This window comes from Sphingorhabdus sp. (assembly GCF_046596595.1).
GTDB lineage: Bacteria > Pseudomonadota > Alphaproteobacteria > Sphingomonadales > Sphingomonadaceae > Sphingorhabdus_B.
Window position 1 is genome coordinate 1 of the sequence record NZ_JBKJMB010000129.1, and the last position, 22,272, is coordinate 22,272.

Annotated in this window: 23 protein-coding genes and 1 pseudogene; 11 read left to right on the forward strand and 13 right to left on the reverse strand. The window is 54.0% G+C overall.

What is annotated here, in order from left to right:
- The 3 genes from ACLL9E_RS13045 to mazG form a co-directional block, all read left to right on the forward strand.
- The coding region (locus ACLL9E_RS13045) for a TatD family hydrolase (RefSeq protein WP_411292173.1) at nt 1–417 on the forward strand (417 nt) is incomplete at its 5' end.
- Nucleotides 414–1,016, forward strand: a complete 603-nt coding sequence (locus ACLL9E_RS13050) for a TIGR02281 family clan AA aspartic protease (RefSeq protein WP_411292174.1) — start codon at nt 414–416, stop codon at nt 1,014–1,016. The genes ACLL9E_RS13045 and ACLL9E_RS13050, both read left to right, overlap by 4 nt.
- A 91-nt stretch (nt 1,017–1,107) precedes the next feature.
- A complete protein-coding gene (gene mazG, locus ACLL9E_RS13055) occupies nt 1,108–1,872 on the forward strand; it encodes a nucleoside triphosphate pyrophosphohydrolase (protein ID WP_411292175.1) in 765 nt (254 codons plus the stop codon).
- Here the strand turns inward: mazG and hflX are convergent, their stop codons facing one another.
- The 7 genes from hflX to dusB form a co-directional block, all read right to left on the reverse strand.
- Nucleotides 1,873–3,198: a GTPase HflX gene (gene hflX, locus ACLL9E_RS13060; protein ID WP_411292176.1), complete on the reverse strand. Its 1,326-nt coding sequence runs from the start codon at nt 3,196–3,198 to the stop codon at nt 1,873–1,875.
- The gene (gene hfq, locus ACLL9E_RS13065; RefSeq protein ID WP_411292177.1) at nt 3,195–3,692 is read right to left on the reverse strand and encodes an RNA chaperone Hfq; all 498 of its coding nucleotides are present in this window, start codon (nt 3,690–3,692) and stop codon (nt 3,195–3,197) included. The genes hflX and hfq overlap by 4 nt, the downstream gene beginning before the upstream one ends.
- A 115-nt stretch (nt 3,693–3,807) precedes the next feature.
- On the reverse strand, nt 3,808–5,208 hold the full coding sequence (locus ACLL9E_RS13070; RefSeq protein WP_411292178.1) for a sigma-54-dependent transcriptional regulator: 1,401 nt from the start codon (nt 5,206–5,208) through the stop codon (nt 3,808–3,810).
- A gap of 2 nt (nt 5,209–5,210) precedes the next feature.
- Entirely contained in the window at nt 5,211–7,472 is a 2,262-nt protein-coding gene (locus ACLL9E_RS13075; RefSeq protein WP_411292179.1) for an ATP-binding protein, read from the reverse strand.
- A gap of 82 nt (nt 7,473–7,554) precedes the next feature.
- Nucleotides 7,555–8,976, reverse strand: a complete 1,422-nt coding sequence (locus ACLL9E_RS13080) for a sigma 54-interacting transcriptional regulator (protein WP_411292180.1) — start codon at nt 8,974–8,976, stop codon at nt 7,555–7,557.
- Nucleotides 8,973–10,064, reverse strand: coding sequence for a two-component system sensor histidine kinase NtrB (locus tag ACLL9E_RS13085; protein WP_411292181.1), 1,092 nt, complete (start codon nt 10,062–10,064; stop codon nt 8,973–8,975). Before ACLL9E_RS13085 ends, ACLL9E_RS13080 begins: the two co-directional genes overlap by 4 nt.
- A 3-nt stretch (nt 10,065–10,067) precedes the next feature.
- A complete protein-coding gene (gene dusB / locus ACLL9E_RS13090; RefSeq protein WP_411292194.1) occupies nt 10,068–11,066 on the reverse strand; it encodes a tRNA dihydrouridine synthase DusB in 999 nt (332 codons plus the stop codon).
- Nucleotides 11,067–11,145: 79 nt separating this feature from the next.
- Between dusB and ACLL9E_RS13095 the strand changes: the two genes are divergently transcribed.
- The gene (locus ACLL9E_RS13095) at nt 11,146–12,288 is read left to right on the forward strand and encodes a bifunctional 2-C-methyl-D-erythritol 4-phosphate cytidylyltransferase/2-C-methyl-D-erythritol 2,4-cyclodiphosphate synthase (protein WP_411292182.1); all 1,143 of its coding nucleotides are present in this window, start codon (nt 11,146–11,148) and stop codon (nt 12,286–12,288) included.
- Between the two features lie 2 nt (nt 12,289–12,290).
- Nucleotides 12,291–12,803, forward strand: a complete 513-nt coding sequence (locus ACLL9E_RS13100; RefSeq protein WP_411292183.1) for a CinA family protein — start codon at nt 12,291–12,293, stop codon at nt 12,801–12,803.
- Here the strand turns inward: ACLL9E_RS13100 and ACLL9E_RS13105 are convergent.
- Nucleotides 12,767–13,225 carry a type II toxin-antitoxin system RatA family toxin gene (locus ACLL9E_RS13105; protein ID WP_411292184.1) on the reverse strand — a complete coding sequence of 153 codons (459 nt, stop codon included), beginning with the start codon at nt 13,223–13,225 and terminating at the stop codon, nt 12,767–12,769. The two genes, ACLL9E_RS13100 and ACLL9E_RS13105, sit on opposite strands and share 37 nt — an antisense overlap.
- Before the next feature lie 14 nt (nt 13,226–13,239).
- Complete coding sequence (gene lipA / locus ACLL9E_RS13110; RefSeq protein ID WP_411292195.1) at nt 13,240–14,166, reverse strand: lipoyl synthase; 927 nt, start codon at nt 14,164–14,166, stop codon at nt 13,240–13,242.
- 82 nt (nt 14,167–14,248) lie between these two features.
- Between lipA and ACLL9E_RS13115 the strand changes: the two genes are divergently transcribed.
- The 4 genes from ACLL9E_RS13115 to ACLL9E_RS13130 are packed head-to-tail and all read left to right on the forward strand — an operon-like array spanning nt 14,249 to nt 16,769.
- Nucleotides 14,249–15,205 carry a sodium-dependent bicarbonate transport family permease gene (locus ACLL9E_RS13115; protein ID WP_411292185.1) on the forward strand — a complete coding sequence of 319 codons (957 nt, stop codon included), beginning with the start codon at nt 14,249–14,251 and terminating at the stop codon, nt 15,203–15,205.
- Between the two features lie 3 nt (nt 15,206–15,208).
- Nucleotides 15,209–15,520 (forward strand): P-II family nitrogen regulator, encoded by a 312-nt coding sequence (locus ACLL9E_RS13120; protein WP_411292186.1) that lies wholly within the window; start codon nt 15,209–15,211, stop codon nt 15,518–15,520.
- Nucleotides 15,520–16,143, forward strand: a complete 624-nt coding sequence (locus ACLL9E_RS13125; protein WP_411292187.1) for a carbonic anhydrase — start codon at nt 15,520–15,522, stop codon at nt 16,141–16,143. The genes ACLL9E_RS13120 and ACLL9E_RS13125 overlap by 1 nt, the downstream gene beginning before the upstream one ends.
- Nucleotides 16,140–16,769: a pyridoxamine 5'-phosphate oxidase family protein gene (locus ACLL9E_RS13130; protein ID WP_411292188.1), complete on the forward strand. Its 630-nt coding sequence runs from the start codon at nt 16,140–16,142 to the stop codon at nt 16,767–16,769. Before ACLL9E_RS13125 ends, ACLL9E_RS13130 begins: the two co-directional genes overlap by 4 nt.
- Here the strand turns inward: ACLL9E_RS13130 and ACLL9E_RS13135 are convergent.
- The 3 genes from ACLL9E_RS13135 to ettA are packed head-to-tail and all read right to left on the reverse strand — an operon-like array spanning nt 16,740 to nt 20,207.
- Entirely contained in the window at nt 16,740–17,693 is a 954-nt protein-coding gene (locus tag ACLL9E_RS13135; RefSeq protein ID WP_411292189.1) for a hypothetical protein, read from the reverse strand. The genes ACLL9E_RS13130 and ACLL9E_RS13135 overlap by 30 nt on opposite strands.
- Nucleotides 17,690–18,520 carry a diacylglycerol/lipid kinase family protein gene (locus ACLL9E_RS13140; RefSeq protein WP_411292190.1) on the reverse strand — a complete coding sequence of 277 codons (831 nt, stop codon included), beginning with the start codon at nt 18,518–18,520 and terminating at the stop codon, nt 17,690–17,692. The genes ACLL9E_RS13135 and ACLL9E_RS13140 overlap by 4 nt, the downstream gene beginning before the upstream one ends.
- A 7-nt stretch (nt 18,521–18,527) precedes the next feature.
- Nucleotides 18,528–20,207: an energy-dependent translational throttle protein EttA gene (gene ettA / locus ACLL9E_RS13145; RefSeq protein WP_411292191.1), complete on the reverse strand. Its 1,680-nt coding sequence runs from the start codon at nt 20,205–20,207 to the stop codon at nt 18,528–18,530.
- A 113-nt stretch (nt 20,208–20,320) separates the two neighbouring features.
- Between ettA and ACLL9E_RS13150 the strand changes: the two genes are divergently transcribed.
- Complete coding sequence (locus ACLL9E_RS13150) at nt 20,321–21,718, forward strand: M28 family peptidase (RefSeq protein ID WP_411292192.1); 1,398 nt, start codon at nt 20,321–20,323, stop codon at nt 21,716–21,718.
- Between the two features lie 20 nt (nt 21,719–21,738).
- Entirely contained in the window at nt 21,739–21,957 is a 219-nt protein-coding gene (locus tag ACLL9E_RS13155) for a hypothetical protein (RefSeq protein WP_411292193.1), read from the forward strand.
- Between the two features lies 1 nt (nt 21,958).
- On the opposite strand, the pseudogene ACLL9E_RS13160 reads toward ACLL9E_RS13155, so the two are convergent.
- A pseudogene (locus ACLL9E_RS13160) lies at nt 21,959–22,272 on the reverse strand (ATP-dependent DNA ligase); the annotation flags it as partial.

A 22,272-nucleotide genomic window follows, 5' to 3' on the forward strand; every position in this document is an offset into this window, starting at 1 on the left:
ACTGGATTACCCATCATCATTCACACCCGCGATGCAGAGGCTGATACCGCTGCGATCTTGACTGAAGAGATGGAAGAGGGCGCTTTTCCGGGAGTTATTCATTGCTTTACAGCAAGCGCAGACTTCGCGCAAACAGCTTTGGACCTTGGCCTGTATATTTCGCTGTCGGGTATCGTGACGTTTAAAAACGCGAAGGACATTCAAGAGGTCGCAAAATGGCTTCCTGAGGATCGACTTCTGGTGGAAACGGATTCTCCTTTTTTGGCACCCATTCCGCATCGTGGAAAAACAGGCGAGCCCGCCTTTGTTGCAGACACCGCACGGTTTGTTGCACAATTGCGGGGCGTGACTGATGAAGTATTCGCCCAGCAGACTTCAGACAATTTCTATCGTTTGTTCTCAAAGGCAAAGCGATGAATATCATGGAAGACGGACCATCGCTCATCTGGGGCGTAGTTTGTCTTGCATTGTTGATTAGCTCGCTCGCTGCGCGCCGCTTGCCGCTGGGCTATCTCGCGAAGGCCGGGTTGGCATGGGTTGCTATATTTGCAGCATTATTCGCGGTTTTCAGCTTCCGCTATGAATTCATGAGCATTTGGGAACGTATCAAAGCCGACGTTTCAGGTACAGCCGGACAAAACGTCAGCGGCGACGCCATCGAACTTCGTCGTCAAGATGATGGCCATTATTGGCTGCAGGTTGAGGTCAACGGCAATCCAGTGCGCTTCATGATCGACAGCGGCGCTTCATTTACGGCCATAAACGCGACCACGGCTGCTGAAACCGGGGTGCAAATTGATGCGAACGGTTATCCCGTAATCCTCAGCACTGCCAACGGCCGCGTCGCAGCAAACCGTGGGTTGGTAAAGTCACTAAGAGTCGGACCGCATGTCATTACCGATCATCAGGTCGTTGTTTCCGAGAATTTTGGCGACACCAACGTTCTGGGAATGAACTTTCTAGACAATATGCAAAGTTGGAAGGTCGAGGCCAATATGATGGTTTTGCAGCCGTGACCGTTCGCCGGACTAAATGTACAGCAACAGCTGATAGCATATTCTACTTAACATAATATATATTATCGAACTTATTGAGGTGACTTAACAGATGCACTCGGATATCACCCCCCTTGCGGACATTATGCGGCGGCTTCGTGATCCAGACACTGGCTGCCCCTGGGATTTGGAGCAGAATTTTTCAACGATCGCGCCTTATACAATTGAGGAAGCATATGAAGTTGCCGATGCGATTGAACGTGATGATCTAGATGCACTGAAAGATGAACTTGGCGATCTGCTGCTTCAGGTTGTTTTCCACAGCCAGATGGCGACCGAACTTGGGCGATTTACCCTGCAAGACGTTATCGACGGCATTTGCGATAAAATGATCCGGCGCCACCCACATGTCTTTCAAAGCGCCGTCATCCCATCCGATGCCGTGCCCGACAATTGGGAGGCGATTAAGGCTAAGGAGCGAAGCAGTGCTGCGGACAATAGCGCCTTGGCCGGTGTTGCTCTTGCCCTACCCGCATTGCTGCGTGCCCAGAAAATACAGAAACGTGCCGCGCGCACGGGTTTCGATTGGCCCGATCAGTCGGGTGCGCGCGACAAGATAATTGAAGAATTACACGAAGTTGAAACCGCGACTTCAACTGAACAGGTAGCTGAAGAAATCGGTGACCTCTTATTCGCTGTAGTGAACTTTGCGCGTTTTCACGATGTCGACGCCGAACATGCGCTCAAGGCTGCAAGTGCCAAATTTGAACGGCGCTTTCGGGATATGGAAGCTTCTGCTGGCGATACGTTTGCTGCGCTGTCACTGGACTCCAAAGAAGATCTCTGGCGACAGGCCAAAGCCAAAGAAAATCTCTGATCACGCGTCCACTTGATCGAACTGTTTTTCGAACTGACCCCATAATTGCCGGCTAAGTGATACGTCCACTGACACGACGTCGCCGTCCAAAGCCTGCTGCGTGATCGTTCCGCGGCCGTGGAGCCATGCCAATGCCGCGCCGTCGTCGGCTCTTAGCTTGACCGTGCGCACATCATTTCCCTTGGCTATCAACGCGGAAAGATGCGCTTTTAGCGCGTCGATGCCCTCACCGGTCTCCGCCGAAATCATCAGGATGTTATCGTTGCGCGCCGCCAGGTTCGACAATTTGTCGCGGCGTTCTTGCTCAAGCAAATCCAGCTTATTCCAAATTTCAACCATCTGCGGCTGATGCCCGGCTTGCGTATCATCAAGCACGCCAAGATCGCGCAGTATTTGAAGCACGTCGTCTTTCTGCGCATCGCTTTCAGTGTGTGAAATATCCCGCACATGGACAATGATATCCGCCGATATGACTTCTTCCAAAGTAGCTCGGAACGCCGCGATCAACTGCGTTGGCAGATCGGAAACAAAGCCAACGGTGTCCGACAAAATTGCCTTTTCGACACCAGGCAGCGAAATTTGCCGCATCGTCGGGTCAAGCGTGGCAAACAGCATATCTTCCGCTAACACGGTCGCCCGCGTCAGCCGGTTAAACAAAGTTGACTTGCCCGCATTGGTATATCCTACGAGCGCAATGACTGGCCAGGGCGCGCGTTTCCGGCGCGCACGGTGCAAGGATCGCGTTCGTTTGACTTCCTCGAGCTCGCGTCGAAGCCGCGCCATCCGATCACGTATCATGCGCCGGTCGGCTTCAATCTGTGTTTCGCCAGGGCCGCCCAAAAAGCCAAAACCGCCGCGCTGGCGTTCAAGGTGAGTCCAGCTTCGGACCAAGCGGCCTGCCTGATAATCGAGGTGCGCAAGTTCAACTTGCAACCGTCCCTCGGCAGTGGCGGCACGTTCGCCGAAAATTTCAAGGATCAAACCCGTGCGGTCAATTGTCTTGAGCCCGGTACGCTCCTCAAGATTGCGCTGCTGAATTGCGGTAAGTGACGCGTCTACGATAAGCAGATCCGCTTCAAGCTCGCGGCCCATTTCGGCAATTTCTTCCACCTGCCCGCCGCCAAGCAGCGTCACGGCGCGAGGCGAACGCACACGATAATGCTTTTTGCGCACGACGTTCAGGCCAATTGCTAGTGCAAGTCCCTCAGCTTCGGCGAGCCGCGATTCCGGGCCCACAGATGCCCGTCCCGGCAATTCAGGGTAAACGACCACGGCACGCGCTCCGCGCGCGAACTCGTCGGTCTCGCTGCGTTCAAACCCGCTCAAATATCGCTCTCGTCGACGGATTGATTATATTCCGCGAGATTAACCGGATGCGCTGGTTGAATGGTAGATATGGCATGCTTGTATACAAGCTGCGTCGTGCCATCTCGTTCCAGCATGACCGAAAAAAGATCGTAAGCTGCTATTGTCCCCTGCAACATGACGCCGTTGACCAAAAAAGTAGTCACTGGTTCGCTTTTGTCGCACATCGCGTGCAGAAACACATCTTGCAGCATACCTACACGGTGTGTGGTGCGCGACATCATTTCGTCAAACATCGCGCGATCTGGCGATGTTGAAGGCATAATTGTCGAGATAGAATGCTTATAAACAAGTTGCGACATGCCGTCGCGGCGCAACAGCACCGAAAAATTGTCAAACCACGTTACAACACCTTGAAGTTTGACACCTTTAACCAAAAACATGGTAACTGGTGTCTTCGACTTTCTGAGGGAGTTCAGAAAAAGGTCTTGAAGCCCGTTATTTTTTTCAGTCATTGTAATTATCCGTTTATATTTATTGTTAAGCTTAGCCCGACTGAACGCCCATCAAACAGCCTGATATCTAAACATAAACGACCTTACACTAATCACGTGTACTTCGCAATTGCGGTCACGTGTCACCCTCGTCGCTAAACCCCATGGCGTTTTTGCGCACGGAGATACCGAGCAGTTTAAGTTTTCGGTGCAGAGCAGATCGCTCCATGCCGACAAAGGCCGCCGTTTTAGAAATATTTCCGGAAAATCGCTTAATCTGGACTTGTAGATATTCGCGTTCAAAGGCCTCACGTGCCTCGCGTAACGGTGCGCCCATCAGCGACGTCACATTATGCTCAGCGCCCTCATAGCTGTTAATAATCTCCGATGGCAGCATGTCGGCTTCGATGGTGGCGATCCCGTCTGCAGGTGCCAATATGATCGTCCGTTCAATGATGTTACGCAACTGACGGACATTGCCAGGCCATTCGCACGCTTGAAGCGCCGCCATGGCGTCGGCCGAAAAATATGGCGGCGAAATGCGGTGTTCGGAGGCAAAACGGGCAGCATAATGATTGGCAAGATCGGGAATATCCTCGCGCCGCCCGGACAAGGGCGGGATTTCGACTGGAACGACGTTTAGCCGGTAGAAAAGATCTTCTCGGAACCTGCCCTCCGATATTTCAACAGCCAGATCGCGCGCTGTTGCCGATACAAATCGGACGTCCACCCGAATTTGACGGTCACCGCCCACCCTGACAAAGCTCTGATCAGTGAGAACGCGCAAGATTTTGCCCTGTGTTGTCCATGGCATGTCGGCCACTTCATCCAGAAACAGCGTTCCGCCATGCGCCTTTTCCAGCATTCCGGCCTGAACCAGTCGGCCATCCTGTTCGATACCGAACAATTCCTCGTCAAACCGTTCCGGCGACAAGCGCGCAGCACTGACTGAAACAAATGCTGACCCTGCCCTTGGGCTCCAGCTATGCAGCAACCGGGCCGCAACCTCTTTGCCGACACCAGCGGGGCCAGTAATGAGCATCCGGCTTCCTGTTCCCGCGACTTTCTTCAGCGTTGCGCGTACGGCGTTGATCGACGCCGATGACCCGGTCAATTCCTCGGAATGCCCTACCCGCGCCTTTAATGCGGCATTCTCGGCGCGCAAGCGTTCTGTTTCGGTTGCTTTCGAAACAAGATGAAGCAGCTTGCTTGCTTCAAAGGGTTTTTCGATAAAGTCTGCCGCACCTTGGCCAATGGCCGCCACCGCAGTGTCAATATTTCCGTGTCCCGAAAAGACAATGACGGGAATTTGCGGATCACGGATTTTTATGGCGCGCAGCAGTTCGATGCCATCCATCGACGATCCGCGAAGCCAGACATCCAACAAAATTAACGAAGGCAAGCGCTCGTCAAGCGCTGCCAATGCCTCATCGGCAGAGGCTGCTGTCCGGGTCCCATACCCCTCGTCATCCAAAACACCAGCGACCAAATCCCTGATATCTTGTTCGTCGTCTACGATAAGTATGTCGAGTGCCATAACTAGCCCATTACCTCATCTGAATTGGAAAGATTCGAGGAAGATTTCACTTTCCCCACCCTTGATGCCACGAATGCGGGGTCAAATTTCAGGGTTACAATTGCGCCCACGGGTTCATTGTCGGACAGCAAAATTTCACCAAAATGTTCTTCGATAATCTTTTTCACTATCGCCAATCCAAGTCCGGAGCCGGTTGCGCGGTTGGTGATATATGGCTCCATGATACGCTGACGGTCCGGTGGCAGGCCAATGCCATTATCAGCGATCCGAATTATAAGGTTTTTGTCCTGCATCATTAAATCAACCACGATCATACCGTCGAACGGAAAAGATTTTCTTTTCTCTTCAATGGATTCGACCGCATTTTTAAGAATATTGGTTATCGCCTGCCCCAACTGTCTGCGATCAGCTGTGAGCGTCGGCAGTTGCCCATGCTGTGTATAATTGAAGGTGATGTCCGGATGTGCAACCTCGAACAGGAAAACCGCATGGCCAACGATATCATGCACATTTTCCGCGCGGAACAATGGCTTTGGCATGCGCGCGAAGGATGAAAATTCGTCAACAATGTTGCGCAAATCTCCAACCTGCCGGACAATCGTACTGGTCAGCTGCGCAAAAATTGCCTGATCCTGCGGGATGTTCTTGCCGAACCGGCGCTGTAGACGTTCCGCAGCCAATTGAATGGGGGTCAATGGATTTTTGATCTCATGTGCAATGCGGCGGGCAACATCCGACCATGCCGCACGCCGTTGGTCCGCAAGCTGCTGGCTGATATCTTCAAAGGTAACTACATTGCCCTGCTCGCGCCGTGATACCGTAACGGCGACAGTCAATGGTTCGGGCCCATCACCAAGTTGGACCACGCCGCGAGGACTTTCGCTCGCCAGACTGGCAAGTGCCGGCGCAACCAGTGCGAATTTTTGCCCGACGATCGTGTCCCATTTGTTTTTAAGCAGTTTTTCCGCAGTCGAATTTGCCAGTTGAACGACTCCGTTGCCATCAACGGATACCACCCCTGCCGAAACCGATTCCAGAACCGCCTCAATAAACAGGCGGCGCTCCCCCAGTTGATGGTTTGTGGCCAGCAGAACTCCAGTCTGTTCCTGCAGGCGCTCGGTCATGCGGTTGAACGACTGAGACAGAAATCCGACCTCGTCATCTCTAAACTGGTCTACGCTCACGCGGGCAGAAAGGTCGCCATCGGCAATCTTCTGCGCGGCGTCGACAAGGTTGTTGACCGGACGCACCAATCGGTCAGCGACACGCAGGGCAATCCAAAGCGTAATCCCGATGATCATTAAGGATACGACATAAAGTGCTATGTTGAATTGTACCTGCAACGCACGCGACCGCGTAACCATTTTATCATAGTCATCGAGAACAGATTGGGCGCGTTCACCCAGTGCAAAGGACGGAACCGTCTCTGCGCGTCTTACGTATAAATAAGTTCTGGGTTGGTCATATAGGACGACGACGGCGTCAATATTGTTAGGGCTGACCGTCACGACGAAATTCTCGCCTGACTCCAGCTTACGCAAAGCCTCGTCGCTAATCCAGTCGCCGCGCGGCTTTTCGGCAAGCACCGCTTCGGTATTCTGTTGCCCGTTCGGGCCAATGGTAACGATAGCGGACTCGCTCAACTTGCGGTTCAGCACTTGCTGGGGGTAAGCAATTTCCAGAAATTCGGAGCTGTCGATTTTTACTTGCGACAAAATATAGCGTATGTCGCCCGCCATGGTGACCGTCTCGGCCCCGACATCACGCACTTTTTCGTCATAATATCCCTTTGCAAGTTCGCCAGCGTTTTCGAGCATTCCGCGTGCTGAGCCCGAGAACCAGAACTGAACGCCGCTTTGAAACAATAATGATGCAAATATAACCAACAGCAGCGTCGGCACCGCAGTTATCGCGGAAAATATAGCCACCAACCGAACATGAAGCAGTTGTTTACTACCGATATTGCTATTTTCCGCCCGCTTCAAAGCTACCCGGCGTCCAAAGAGCACGAGAAGTAAAGTGGCGGGAAGCAGATTGCTGACGAGCATTGTTGCCGCGGCCGCAGGTGCCAGCGGCTCAGATTGCGGCCCTTGCCCGACCAACAACATTGCCGTGATGACGCCTGCAACGATCAGCATCAATGCGCTGGCGATTTCGAGAAATTTTATGGACTGGCTATTGCCCAGCAGGTGCGCGAGCCATTCGAACAGGCGACGGACTACGGACGGTGGTGCAGTATCCTTCGTCAGTCCGATTGTTGCCATAAAGACACTGTGGCATTCCTTGCGTTGCCTGAAAAGCACAAAATCTCGGCGAATTTGCCACACATCGTGTTAAGGCTTCAACCTATCGCCCGCCCGATGGTCCGATCCCATAATCGGTCAGTTTTTTGCGCAATGTGTTGCGATTAATACCAAGCAAGGCGGCTGCTTTGAGCTGGTTGCCTTTGACCTGCCGCATGACATGTTGAAGCAACGGAATTTCAAATTGTGCCAAAGCGCGGGGATATAACTTTTCACGTGACGGCCCGCGTTGACGATGATCGCGCAAGAACTGAGCAACCGCCGCCTCAAAGCTCGCACCTTGAATGGGCAGATCGGAGTCCGGAATCGGCTCAACAAACTGCATGATGGTCGCTTCTGTAATAACGTCTTCGCGGCAAAGCAGTGCAAGCCGGTAAATCAGGTTTTTCAGCTCGCGAATATTGCCGCGCCACGGCATCGCCATGAGCTGGCCGACGGCGTTGTCGTCAATTTTGCGCACGGGCAACCCGTCTTTAGCAGCCAGCATGAGAAAATGTTGCGCCAATATCCCGATGTCTTCGGTCCGATCCCGCAAGGGAGGCATTTCAATCGGAACGACATTAAGGCGATAGAATAGATCTTCGCGAAAGCCGCCCTTCTCTATCAATTCGGGTAAATTCTGGTTGGTTGCCGCAACGATGCGCACATCAAGGCGAATGCTCGCCTTGCCACCGATGCGGCTGATGACGCCGCTTTGCAACGCACGCAATAACCGCGTTTGCGCATGCATTGGCATATCGCCGATTTCATCGAGAAACAAAGTGCCGCCCTGCGCTTGCTCGAAACGTCCAATCGATTGCCCCACCGCGCCCGTGAATGCGCCTTTCTCGTGGCCGAACAGTTCAGCCTCAATCAGCTCGCTCGGTATCGCCGCCATATTCACTGCGACAAAGGGGCCAGTCTTGCGATGGCCAAGATTATGGATCGCCTCGGCGACCAGCTCTTTGCCCGTCCCGCTTTCACCCGAAATCAGCACCGAAAGGTCATTTCGCAAAAGCCGCGCCACCATTCGGTAGACATCCTGCATCGCGGCACTGCGCCCGATCATGGGTAAATTTGCTTCTGTGATCGACTCAAACGGATCCTGCGCCGAAGACCGCCGTTTTTCGATGCCCTGCTTTACCGCAAGGACGAGGTCGTTAAGGTCAAACGGCTTCGGAAAATATTCAAATGCGTCTATTTCGCTGGCTCGAACGGCCGTTTCGAGCGTGTTTTGCGCAGACATGATGATGACTGGCATATCTGGCGCCTTAGCCATCGCTTCTTTCAAAGTCGCAAGGCCGTCGCTGTCCTTCAACATAACATCGGTCAACATCAGGTCGAATTGACCATTGGCGAGCACATTGTCGCGTGCAGCCACTGAATCGCAGATTTGTGTCTCGATATTTTCCGCCTCAAGCGCTGCGCTGACCACCAAGCCGATTGACACGTCATCCTCGACGATGAGAACCCGGGGCGGTTTCATAATACGGTCTTGCCGGACGCGACCGGCAACAAAAGCCGGAACGTTGTGATGGCTTGCACCGGATCGCGTTCGAACAATACTCTGCTGTGCATTTGTTGCACGAGTTTCCTGACAATCGCGAGGCCAAGTCCCTGCCCGTCGCGCTTTGTGGTGACAAAAGGCGAGAATAATTCGTCAACGATATGCTCGGGCACGCCGGGTCCATTATCGGATATTGCGATTTCGACCGGCAATTTAATCGACCGCCTGTCGACGTCAGCGTCACGCAACGCACCGCTCATAACAAAGCGCGTGGAGATCCCGATTACCCCATCCAACCGACCCTGAAGCGCATCGGCCGCATTCTGCAACAGGTTAATAAGAACTTGAACCATCCCGTCTGCATCGATCAGAACATCTGGCAAGGATGGGTCATAATTAATTGAAATCTCCGGCATTGCCCGATTTGCAGCACGAAGCGAGCGAATGGCGCGTTCGATGAGCAAGTGGATGTTCGCGGGCGCAAGCTCTGGCGGCTCCGAACGGCCAAGTTTTTGCATCTGGTCGAGCAACCGCGCGATACGGTCGACTTCATTGACGATCAAATCCGTCAACGCCACGCTTTTTTCATCGACTTGCCGTGCCAGCAACTGCGCTGCGCCTTTTATACCCGCCAACGGATTTTTGATTTCATGCCCCAATATGGCAGGCGCGCCCATGGCCTGTTGCTGTCCGCTGTCGCGTTGATCCCCAATATGCTCCCTGCCGCCATTCCGGGGCGATATGATAGCAATTCGCCAATCCGGGTCCTTCGACACCGCAGACAGGCTTATATCGACTGTAATGGCTCCTTGGGACGTCTTCAGCTCCATATCCTGAGCGGATATATCGCTGTCCGGTGATAACAGGGCGGCATTCATCCGCTCGCTTTCAAAAACCAGAATGTCATCGACCTGATAACCTTCCAGCTTCCGCCGGCTTCGACCGAAAAACGATTCGCTCGCGTCATTGGCATAAGCAATGCTGTGATCGGGAGAAATCAGCAGCACCGGGACCGCAATACTCGCCAGCATCTGGCCATAATCCGGACGAGGCAGCGATTGAGACATGAATCAGGCAGCCGTTCTGGTGAGAAAGGGCTCATAAAAACGCGTTAGTTCGGCGATGACAGTCATCGGGTCGTCAATGCGGTTCACAAAGTTTCTAAATTCCGCAGAGCCGTTCAAGCCCTTGGTATACCAACCGACATGTTTACGAGCGATCCGTACGCCGACTTCGCTGCCATAATGGTCCAACATCGCACGGTAATGGTCGATGATCAGATGAAATTGGGTGTCAATACCAGGATCATCAATGGTCTGCCCCGTTTTGAACCAGTGCATCATTTGCCCCAATAGCCAAGGTTTGCCATAGGCACCCCGGCCGACCATGACGCCATCGGCGCCACTTTGGGCCAAGGCGTCATGCGCATCCTGAATGGAGCAGATATCGCCGTTTACAATTACAGGTAATGACACGGCTTCTTTAACCTTGCGGACAAAACGCCAGTCTGCAGATCCCTTGTACATCTGGTTTCGCGTGCGTCCGTGAACGGTAATCATTTTTGCGCCCAAATCCTCGGCTATCCGCGCCAATTCAGGCGCGTTCAAGCTCGAGTGATCCCAGCCCATACGCATTTTGACAGTGACCGGAACAGAGACCGCCTTCACAGTGGATTCAATCAAGCTGGCGGCCAACGGCAAGTCACGCATGAGAGCGGAACCCGCGTCGCCGTTCACGACTTTTTTGACCGGACACCCCATGTTGATGTCAATAATGGCCGCGCCGCGATCCTCGTTCAGCTTGGCCGCCTCGCCCATTTCATACGGTGTGCAACCGGCAAGCTGCATCGATACGGGCTCTTCAATGGCGTCCCATTCGCATTTCTGGATGCTCTGTCGCGTCTCGCGGATCATGGCTTGGCTGGCAATCATCTCGGTGACATTCAGGCCAGAACCAAATTGGCGGACAATCCTGCGAAAAGGCATGTCGGTAACGCCAGTCATCGGCGCCAAAATGACAGGACAATCAATCTCGATATTGCCGATGTGAATAGGTTTCAGTTGCGTCATCATATACTGCCTAAAATTTAGGCAGGCCGTTACCCGCTTTCAGCTTGGCGGGCAAGTCTGCTGTCGCTAGAGCGCGCACATGGCATCTCGTCCACACACCGTTGCGTTGATCGTCGCCGCTGGCTCGGGTAGCCGTGCAGGCGGCGGACAGCCAAAGCAATTCCGCCTGCTGCGCGGCAAGCCGATGTTGTGGCACAGTTTTAAGGCATTGTCGGCGCACCCAGCCATTGATCAGGTTTATGTCGCAATTGGTGCAGGGCAGGATGAAGCGGCCACCACTGTGCTTGACGGGCTGCCACCAGCGATTTTTGTGCAGGGCGGTGCGACACGGCGTGAGAGTGTACATCTTGGACTTCAAGCAATCGCGGCAAACGGGGGAGCGGATCAGGTGCTTATCCACGATGCTGCGCGGCCCTTTCTGCCCTCGGCGATCATCGATGACTTGCTTGACGCATTATTGCTCGCGCCGGGCGCCGTTCCCGCATTACCCGTCGTCGATAGCCTTTCGCGTGGTGATGTCCAGTTGTCGGAAACTGTTGCCCGCGAAAATCTGTGGCGCATTCAAACGCCGCAGGCTTTTGCGTTTCGGGAAATCTTCCAGTCTCATCAAACTTGGGCTGGTGAAGAACCGTCCGACGATGCACGTATGCTGATGGCGCACGGTGGCAAAGTGCGCATTGTGCCCGGGGCCGAAGCGCTCAATAAATTTACTTTTTCAGATGATTTTGCAGGATCACATATGCCTTCATTCAGAAGCGGGAACGGATTTGACGTCCACCGACTGGTTTCGGGGGCTGAACTATGGCTTTGCGGCGTGCAGATACCTCATGACAAGGGCCTTGCAGGCCATAGTGATGCAGATGTTGCCATGCATGCGCTGACGGATGCTATCCTTGGGGCAATGGCCAAAGGTGATATCGGTGACCATTTTCCGCCAAGCGACCCGCAATGGCGCGGTGCATCGTCAGACCGGTTTCTTGCACATGCCATGATGCTTGCGCGCGAGGACGGATTTGACCTTTCCAATGCGGATGTCACAATTATCTGCGAACAACCCAAAATTGGTCCCTTTAAAGGACAGATGTGCGCGCGATTGGCGGAAATAATGTCTGTTGATGTCCGCCGCATATCGGTAAAGGCGACAACAACCGAAATGCTGGGCTTCACTGGCCGCGGCGAAGGTATAGCTGCCCAAGCCACCGCTACTTTAGAGAAAATCTGAATATGGATTCTGTATTACCCACCGACATCGCCGAGCTGGCGGCGCGCGTTGTGAGCGAAAACAAGGCAGCGGGCCGCATGGTTGCCATTGCAGAAAGCTGCACCGGTGGTCTGGTGGCCGCGGCGATTACCGAAGTGCCCGGCAGCAGCGCAGTTCTTGGCTACGGATTTGTAACGTACAGCAACGAAGCCAAGATGCAGATGCTTGGGGTGAATGAGGACATCATCGATACCTTCGGCGCGGTTTCCGTGGCAGTCGCTTGGGCGATGGCGCAGGGCGCTTTGAAAAGAAGTGGCGCTGACGTTGCGGTGGCCATCAGTGGTGTTGCCGGACCTGATGGCGGAAGCGCTAACAAACCCGTTGGGACAGTTGTCTTTGCCGTCGCGATGAAGGGGCAGAACCCCGAAGACGTTGTCGGTGACCGGAAAGCTTTTGGACAAGACAAAAGCCGCGCCGACATCCGTGCCTTTGCGACGCTTCACGCGCTGGAACTGCTCCTGCCGCCCACGCCATAAAGCGAGTCGGCGCGTTCGATAAACGCAGTGGTCATTTTGCGCAGCGCGGAATCGAAGAACTGTCCGGCCAGCGCCTCAAACACGCGGTTGCGAAATGAAAAATCTACCGTGAAATCGACAATCGATCCGCCGCCCGGAATTTCTTCAAATGTCCATGCATTATGTAAATGCTTCATCGGGCCATCAAGATAATCGACAATGATCGACGTCTTGGGCGTTTTGACGACCCTGCTGCTGAATGTTTCGCGCAACGATTTAAAACCGACAATCATGTCGGCCAGCATCTCGGTGTCGTCATCCTTGCGCACGCGGATCGCGCTCACCCACGGCAAAAATTCGGGGTAGCGTTTTACATCGGCCACAAGCTCATACATCTGCGCTGCCGAGTGCGGCAGGCTGCGGCGTTCGTGATGGTGCGGCATGTTTTCGCTTTGCTCTAGCGGGCCTTGGCGAGTTGCGCCGCACGTGAATCGCGCATTTTCGCAAAATCGTCACCCGCATGGTAGCTTGACCGCGTCAGCGGACTTGCCGCCACTAATAAAAAGCCCTTTGCACGCGCAATCGCCGCATACGCGTCAAATGCAGCAGGCGTGACGAAATCCATCACCTTTGCGTGCTTTGGTGTGGGCTGAAGATACTGCCCCATGGTGAGAAAATCAATGTCGGCGCTGCGCATGTCATCCATAACCTGATGCACTTCCAACCGTTCTTCACCGAGCCCGAGCATCACACCCGATTTGGTGAATATGGAGGGATCGTGCCGCTTGACGGTCTCTAGCAAACGCAACGATGCATAATAACGCGCGCCGGGCCGGATCGTTGGATACAAGCGCGGCACAGTCTCCAGATTATGGTTGTAGACATCGGGTCGCGCTGTGACGATTGATTCAATCGCGGCCTGTGCCTTGTTGCGAAAATCAGGTGTCAGTATTTCAATCGTGGTATTCGGCGTATTGCGACGAAGCGCTTCAATGACCTTCACAAACTGGCTTGCACCGCCATCGGATAAATCATCGCGGTCAACAGAAGTGATGACAATATGCTCTAGACCCATCTTTGCTGCGGCGATTGCAACATGCTCGGGCTCAAGCGGGTCGACCGCACGCGGCATGCCGGTTTTGACGTTGCAAAAGGCACAGGCACGCGTGCACACGTCACCAAGGATCATGACCGTGGCATGCTTCTTCGTCCAGCATTCCCCGATGTTCGGGCAAGCAGCTTCTTCGCACACGGTATTCAGGTTGAGATCACGCATCAGTCGGCGTGTCTCGTTAAAGCCAGCACCTGTCGGCGCTTTTACCCTAATCCAGTCCGGCTTGCGTTCTCTGGCTGGGCGTTCTGGCAAGGCAATGGGTGCGTTCATAAAGCCCGAATAGCGCTGGAGCACCTTCTTGCCAACTGCAACTTGCCTGCTATGGGTTGCAAAATAAGCAAAGAGGGGCACGATGATAGTTGATACACTCACATCTCCGGTGATCCTTTTCTTCGTTCTTGGGTTTATTGCGGCGACGGTGAAATCCGACCTCAGTATCCCCGAAGCGTTTGCCAAGGCGATGTCCATCTATCTCATGGCCGCCATTGGTTTAAAGGGCGGGGTCGAGGTATCCAAAAGCGGTATCACCTCCGAAGTCGTCATTGCTGCTTCGGCTGGCCTTGCTTTAAGCTTCCTGCTCCCGGTGCTTGCGTTCGCGATGCTGCGTAGTGTCGGCAAATTGTCAAAGGTCGACGCAGGCGCTGTCGCGGCGCATTATGGATCGGTCAGCGTCGTCACTTTCGTGACGGCAGTGGAATTACTCACCGGCCAAGGCCTGCCCCCTGCTGGCTACATGGTTGCAGTTCTGGCGCTTATGGAAACGCCAGCGATCATTACAGGCCTGATGTTGGCCGGCCAACGGGATGGAAACAGTGATGACGACAAGATTCCGGCACCTTGGCATGAGGTACTGACCAACGCGTCGGTTATGTTATTGGTCGGCAGCTTTGTGATCGGCGCCATTGCAGGAAGCGACGGGTTTGCACCGGTCAAACCATTATTTGATACGGGATTCCGCGGGGTTCTGTGCCTTTTCCTGCTCGATATGGGTCTGATCGCGGCACGTCGCCTCATGCAATCACGCAAAATGACGCTGCGGCTGGTGAGCCTCGCCATCGTCATGCCTTTGGTCAACGGCACTATCGGTACCGTCACCGGGACGTTGATTGGGCTTGATGTTGCATCGGCAGCAGCGCTCGGCATACTGACGGCAAGTGCGTCCTATATCGCGGTCCCCGCAGCCATGCGCCTTGCCCTTCCCCAAGCCGATCCGGGCATTTATCTAAGCATGTCACTTGGTGTAACCTTTCCTTTCAACATCATCTTTGGCATCAGCATTTTCGCCGCCCTCGCCCAAGCATTAGGATGAAATATGGTGCAAACCGTCACGCGCAAACGCATTGAAATTCTGGTCGACACGCCGCTTGTTCCCCGCATCATCAGCCAGCTGAAAATGGCCGATATTTCGGGGTGGAGCCTGATCCATATCGACTCCGGCGGCGGTCGAACGGGGGAATGGCAGGATGATGATGTGACAGGAGCTAGCGCCAAAACAATTTTGCTCGCCATTGCATCTGAAACGAAGACAGCAGCGTTAATAGACGCATTGACGCCTTTGCTGGACAGCTATCGCATGCTGTTGACGGTAGGGGACGTTCAAGTTGTCAGAGGAAATCGCTTTTAATGCCAGAATTTCGCGTATTGGTTGACGGATATCGCCGCTTTAAATCAGATGCTTATGTAAAACAAAAGGCGCGATACGACGCATTGGCAAGCGACGGACAGTCGCCGCCAATCATGATCATCTCTTGCAGCGATAGCCGGGTTGATCCGGCTACCGTTTTTGACACAACCCCAGGTCAGGTGTTTGCGTTACGCAACGTCGCTAGCCTGGTTCCACCTTATGAAACCGGAGGCGGCTTGCACGGCGTGTCGGCGGCGATTGAATTTGGTGTACTTGGCCTTGAAGTGCGACATATCGTGGTGTTGGGGCATGCGCAGTGCGGGGGAATCAAGGCATCGTTAGAAGGTGCCAATCTTGGACATGACGGTCACAGTTTCATTGACGGTTGGGTGGATATTATCCGCCCTGCCCGGGACAGAATAGTTGCATCCGCATCAGATGACCCGCAGCGGGATCTGGAGTTGGATGCTGTTCGCGTCAGTCTAGCCAACCTACGTAGTTTTCCCTTTATTGCAGAGCGCGAAAAAAACGAACAGTTGAAGTTGCACGGCGCATATTTCGGTATTGCCGATGGCAATCTTTATGTTCTGGATGAACAGACTGACATTTTTGAGGTACAATGACCGCGTTAAACAATTTGCCCGCTTATTACGATGATATTGAATTAAGCTTTGAAGAAGCGTGGAGCGTTGTCAAAGCCGGGGTAACCAACCGACACAACCCCGCTCATATGCCTGCAGTCGGCACGGTGGATGAAACAGGCGGGCCGCAATTGCGCATCATGGTTTTGCGAGATGTATCTCGCGAAAGCAGGACCCTGCGATTTCATACAGACGCGCGCTCGGCAAAGGCGGACCAGCTTCGACAGAAAAACGCTACGAGCGTGTTAATCTACGACCACCCTGCCAAGATTCAAATTAGGCTTTCAGGTGAAGCCCGCTTGGTGCTCGAGGGCGACATTGCCGACGCAGCATGGGACAGTTCCACACCATTTGCGCGTCGATGCTACATGGCTGAAGCAGCGCCGGGGTCATCATCAATTAAACCGTCATCGGGTTTGCCCGACTGGATTGAAGGCAGGCAACCCGAAGAAGACCAGCTTGCAGAATATCGGTCCAATTTTGCGGCGATGATCGTCGACGTTACCACAATCGAATGGCTTTATCTGGCAAATGCGGGCCACCGGCGCGCGCGCTGGCATTTTGATATGGCAAAAGATTCATGGACGGGTGGCTGGCTTGTCCCATAATCCCGCACATTTTTCGAGATATGCCTTAATCATTATGGTGTGACGCGCGGCCGACATAGCCAGGTCAGTTTCCGCACGGCTTTCAGCATTCATATATGCGATGTCCGGACGGTTTAACGCGAGGTAGTTGGACAGAGAGCCATCGCTTTTGCCCACTGCCTCATGCCAAAAATGCACCCCCGACTGGGCCATTAACGCACCGCAGGCCGCGCCAGCTGCTACCGGCCCGCCGCTCCGTGCCAGAAAAGCGGACAAAGCAAGCGTGTCGGGGTTAGCCATTGCAGCCACCGGATTAACGGCAAGTCGTCCGTTTTTTCGCGCTCTGATTTTACCAAGCGCAAAAGCGTCGCGATCATAAATCGTTATGTCCCCGCGCCCACCTGCGCCGTCGCCCGAAAACCCATGGCTGTTTGTATGCAGTGCCACGACAGGTTGAAGCGGTTTGAAGATATCTGCAAAAGCAGCGGCAAATAGGGGTGCTTGGGCACTAAAATTGCGATTAGGGTCACAGCTGGTCACGCGGACTGTTTTGACACCGCAAACACCATTACCTGTTTGCCGCCGTTCAGTGCCGGATCCCGAATTTACTGCTATTCCCGTACCACCATATTTTTGGATCGCTGCAATCATCGCGTCAAAGGCAGCGTTCTCGTCATCATGTGGCACAACCCAGTTGGGCCCATCTGGTTTATCAACGCTACTAAAGCGAATGAGGTGCCAGTCGAAGCCATTCTCGGAAAATCGGTATTCGCTAATTTTTACACCTTCAAAAAAGCGCTCTCGCGTCAGGTTGCGGGCAATATCGTCATCAATTTGCACAAGCGCCGTAGGTTCGATGGCAGACCAGGTTCCATCCGGTGATGCGGCAGCAGGAAGCGATATGATTGCGATAACGCCCAGAATAGCAACCCGCCAAAATGTCATCCCGCAATCCTTAGAAAGCGAATAGAAGACATCGCCGCCTTGCAAGTCAGTGGCAATATACATTCCTGATACTCGCCGTCCAACAATGTACCCGTTTGGATATGATCGCCGACAACAGTGACGCTGTGCATCACACCCAATTCTTCGCGCGGACCTTCCCGAAAATCATGCCTTAGCCATGCAAGGCCATGGTTGACCATATCACCGAGGGAGTTGGCCTTAAATGCGATAACGCTTAGATTTTGTGCGTCGAATGGTTCTATAAAAATGCCAGAATAGGCCTCTCGCTTTGCGCCATCCAACCAGACGCCTTCATCACCCAGCGTTTCAGACCAGGCCTCTGGCACGGTCTCGCTTAAACTTGAAATATCGGCCTGCCGGATCCCCTCGCGCACCTTGCCCCAACGGGTCGAGGGGCCGACTGTTAAACCCGTGAAAATTTCGGTTTCGCCAGTTTTTATTACTGGGACCGATATTGCCTGGCTGGAAATATTCGGCAGCATTTTGAGAAGTTCAGGTAACAGATGCTCCCCATTCAGCCGCCGCGACAGCAAGTTCATAGTCCCGCCGGGTAAAACCAGAACTTCGCCTTGCCAACCCGAAAGCTTGGAACAAAGGGTGCTAACTGTCCCATCGCCCGCGCAAACGGCGACGGTGTCAAAACCCTGTGCCTCAACCTCAACGCGCTGAGGCAGGTTGTCATCGGGCAACGAAATCCGGCATGCAATCTGAAACCCACCCGCCTCAAGGGCTGCGGCTAGTACATCCCCGTCAATTGAACTGGCGTTACCGCTGTTGTTGTTGATGACGAGGAGTGTACGTTTCATGCCATCATCAACGCGTCATCTTCTTATAAGTTGCACGGTGCGGACGGGTCGCCTCATCGCCGAGGCGGGCAATCTTGTCTTCTTCGTAAGACTCGAAATTACCTTCAAACCACTCCACATGGCTGTCGCCTTCGAATGCCAAAATGTGCGTGGCCAAACGGTCGAGGAAGAAGCGGTCATGGCTTATGACCACCGCGCATCCAGCAAAGCTTTCAAGCGCTTCTTCAAGCGCCGACAGCGTTTCAACGTCGAGATCGTTTGTTGGCTCGTCGAGCAGAAGCACGTTGCCGCCTTCTTTAAGCATCTTGGCCATATGCACGCGGTTGCGTTCACCGCCTGACAGCAGGCCGACCTTTTTCTGTTGATCGGTGCCCTTGAAGTTGAACGCACCGACATACGCCCGTGTCGGCGTTTCATGCTTGCCCAGTTTCATAAAGTCCGCGCCGCCCGAGATTTCTTCCCATACGTTTTTGTTGGGATCAAGATCATCGCGGCTTTGGTCAACGAAACCAAGCTTCACGGTTTCGCCAATTTCCACTTCACCTGAATCAGGGACTTCCTGGCCGGTGATAAGGCGAAATAAAGTCGACTTACCTGCCCCGTTCGGTCCGATAACCCCCACAATCCCACCCTGAGGTATTGTGAAAGACAGATTTTCGAACAGCAGTTTGTCGCCATAGGCCTTGGAGACATTTTTGACTTCAATCACCTTGCTGCCAAGTCGCTCGGGAATTTGAATGACGATCTGCGCCTTGCCCGGCGTGCGGTTTTCCTGTGCCTCGACCAACTGATCGAAGGATTTGATACGTGCCTTCGACTTGGTCTGCCGTGCCTTCGGGCTTTGCCGGATCCATTCCAATTCGTCCTTGATTGCTTTCTGGCGGCCAGCGTCTTCGCGTGATTCCTGCTCGAGACGTTTGCCCTTCTTTTCCAAATAAGTCGAATAATTGCCCTCGTAGACAAAATAGCGGCCACGATCGAGTTCGAGGATCCAGCTGACAACATTATCGAGGAAGTAACGATCGTGGGTCACGAGAATGACGTTCCCCTTGTAATCGACCAGATGCTTTTCCAACCACGCAACCGATTCCGCGTCCAAGTGGTTCGTTGGTTCATCGAGCAGCAGAATATCAGGCTTTTCAAGCAGCAGACGAGTCAACGCAATCCGGCGCTTTTCACCGCCGGACAGGCTGGTCACCGGGCTGTCACCCGGAGGGCAACGCAACGCGTCCATCGCAAGTTCAAGCTGGCTGTCGAGCGACCAGCCATCGACTGCATCGATCTTTTCCTGCAGCGTGCCCATTTCTTCCATCAACGCATCAAAATCGGCGTCTTCGGGTGGATCGCCCATGATCATGGAAATCTCGTTAAACCGGTCAACAAGGTCGGCCACGGGCCGGACGCCATCCATCACATTTTCCCGCACCGTCTTGTTCGGGTCAAGCTCGGGCTCCTGCGCCAGATAACCAACGCGAATATGTTCGCCGGGCCATGCTTCACCCGTAAATTCGGTGTCCATGCCTGCCATGATTTTCATCAGGGTCGACTTACCCGTACCGTTAGGGCCAACGATGCCGATCTTTGCGTCCGGGTAGAACTGCAGATTGATATTACTAAGGACCGGCTTATTCGCGCCAGGGAAGGTTTTTGTCATTCCCTTCATTACGTAGCTATATTGGGCGGCCATGGGGATTGCTTCCTGTGTTGCATTACTTTGATTTGGCCGCTTCCCTAGCTATCTGCACGTTTACCCGCAAGGTGGGATTGCAAAACCGGACGATGGGTTTAAGCCTGCGCGCCATGAAGAAAAACATCGAACTGTTCGCCGCAGCCTCAGCGCTGCTTTTAACCCCCTCGCTCGTTTCCGCTGCGCCTGCAGGTCCTAAAACAGATAGCGTCGCTGCCTTACGGGATAAGGCTCTGGAAGGTGACGAAGTCGCCTATGGCATTGTGGAGGGGCTCACCACAGAAATCGGCCCCAGACAAGGCGGCACCCAAGCCGAAGCCCGCGCTCGTATTTGGGCGGTCGCCAAGTTAAAAGCCCTGGGTTTTGATAATGTACGCGTTGAAGAATATCAGATGCCGACATGGGTTCGTGGTGCAGAAACGGCAGAGACCATTTCCCCGTTTCCACAGAGACTAGCCGTTGCGGCGCTCGGCAATAGCGGCAGCACTGGCGACGCCGGAATTGAGGCGGAGATTGTGTACTTCCCGACAATCGACGAATTGCGTGCTGCACCCGACGGAAGTTTGAACGGCAAGATTGCCTTTGTCAGTCATAACATGAAAGCCACGCAGGACGGCAGCAGTTATGGCGCATTTGGCCCTGCCCGCTTTGTCGGTCCGAATATCGCGGCGAAAAAAGGCGCGGCTGCCATCGTCATCCGCTCAATTGGCACCGATCATCACCGCAACCCGCATACCGGAAATACCAATTTTGACCCCGGCGTTACTCCAATTCCCGCTGGTGCTTTGTCAATTCCCGACGCGGAAAATCTTGAGCGCATGATTGCGCGCGGCAAACCGGTGCGGATAAAACTCAAACTTACCCCGCAAAACATAGGCATGCAGACATCCGGCAACGTGCTGGCAGAGGTCAAGGGATCAAACCCGAAATTGCCCATCATCGTCATTGCTTGCCATTTGGACAGCTGGGATCTCGGCACCGGGGCAATTGATGATGCGGCTGGTTGCGGCATCATCGGCGCTGCCGCCTTACATCTAAAATCCATGGACAAACCCAAGCGGACCGTCCGGCTCTTGTGGGCGGGCGCGGAAGAAGTTGGCATCTGGGGTGGGCGTGATTATGGCGAAAAGCACGCAGGCGAACCCCATGCCTTGGCGATGGAATCCGATTTTGGCGCGGGCAAAGTCTGGGCGGCTGACTTTCGTCTTCCCGCCAGTGCTGCAGGATTGCGCGCGCAAATTGTTGCCGCGCTTGCACCCTTGGGCGTTGTGCCTCGCCGCGAACTGGCAGGCGGCGGCGCAGATGTCGGCGCGATCATAGCCGCGCAAAAACTAGGCATAATTGATCTGCAGCAAGACGGTACGAAATATTTCGATTTGCATCACACGCCAGACGATACGTTGGACAAGATTGACAAGGCCGAATTGCGGCAAAACGTCGCTGCTTGGGCCGCGACGTTGGCGCTTGTGGCGAATTACGAAGGCGAGTTAAAGCCTGAGCCCGCGCAGTGACTCAGCGTGTGTTTTTGCTCATGGCAATGTTTGCCCTTGCTGCGTGCGATAACACGCCAGCGGCATCGGGAACCCCTCCTGCCGATAGCGAGGCTGCTCCTGCCTCTCAGCAGGAATTGATAGCTGAGAAAAAGCTGAGTATTGAGCAAGCGGCTGAAGAGGCGACCAAAGTGATCGAGGCGGACGCAAAGGCTGAAATCGATGCAATCGCCCCGCCCAGCGTTGAAGCTTCGCAATAATCTACGCTGAAGGAAGCTTTTGTTTCTTCGTCGCCCACTTGCGGAGACCTGCAGATCCAGCCCGTGCAACTATGGCATCAATGTCGGTCAGCGAATAAGTTGAAGCGCTCTTGATGTCCGGCAGTTCGTCCCACATGATGGGCATTGCGACAGGCGCGCCTTCGCGGGCCCGCACGGTCCATGGCTGCACTGCGGTAGCGCCGCGCTGGTTGCGCAGCCAATCGTTGAATATCCGGCCCTTGCGTTCGGCCTTGCGGATGTTCGCCGTAAATATTTCGGGCTTGGCTTGAGCAAGGGCGCGGGCGAAGCGGCTGG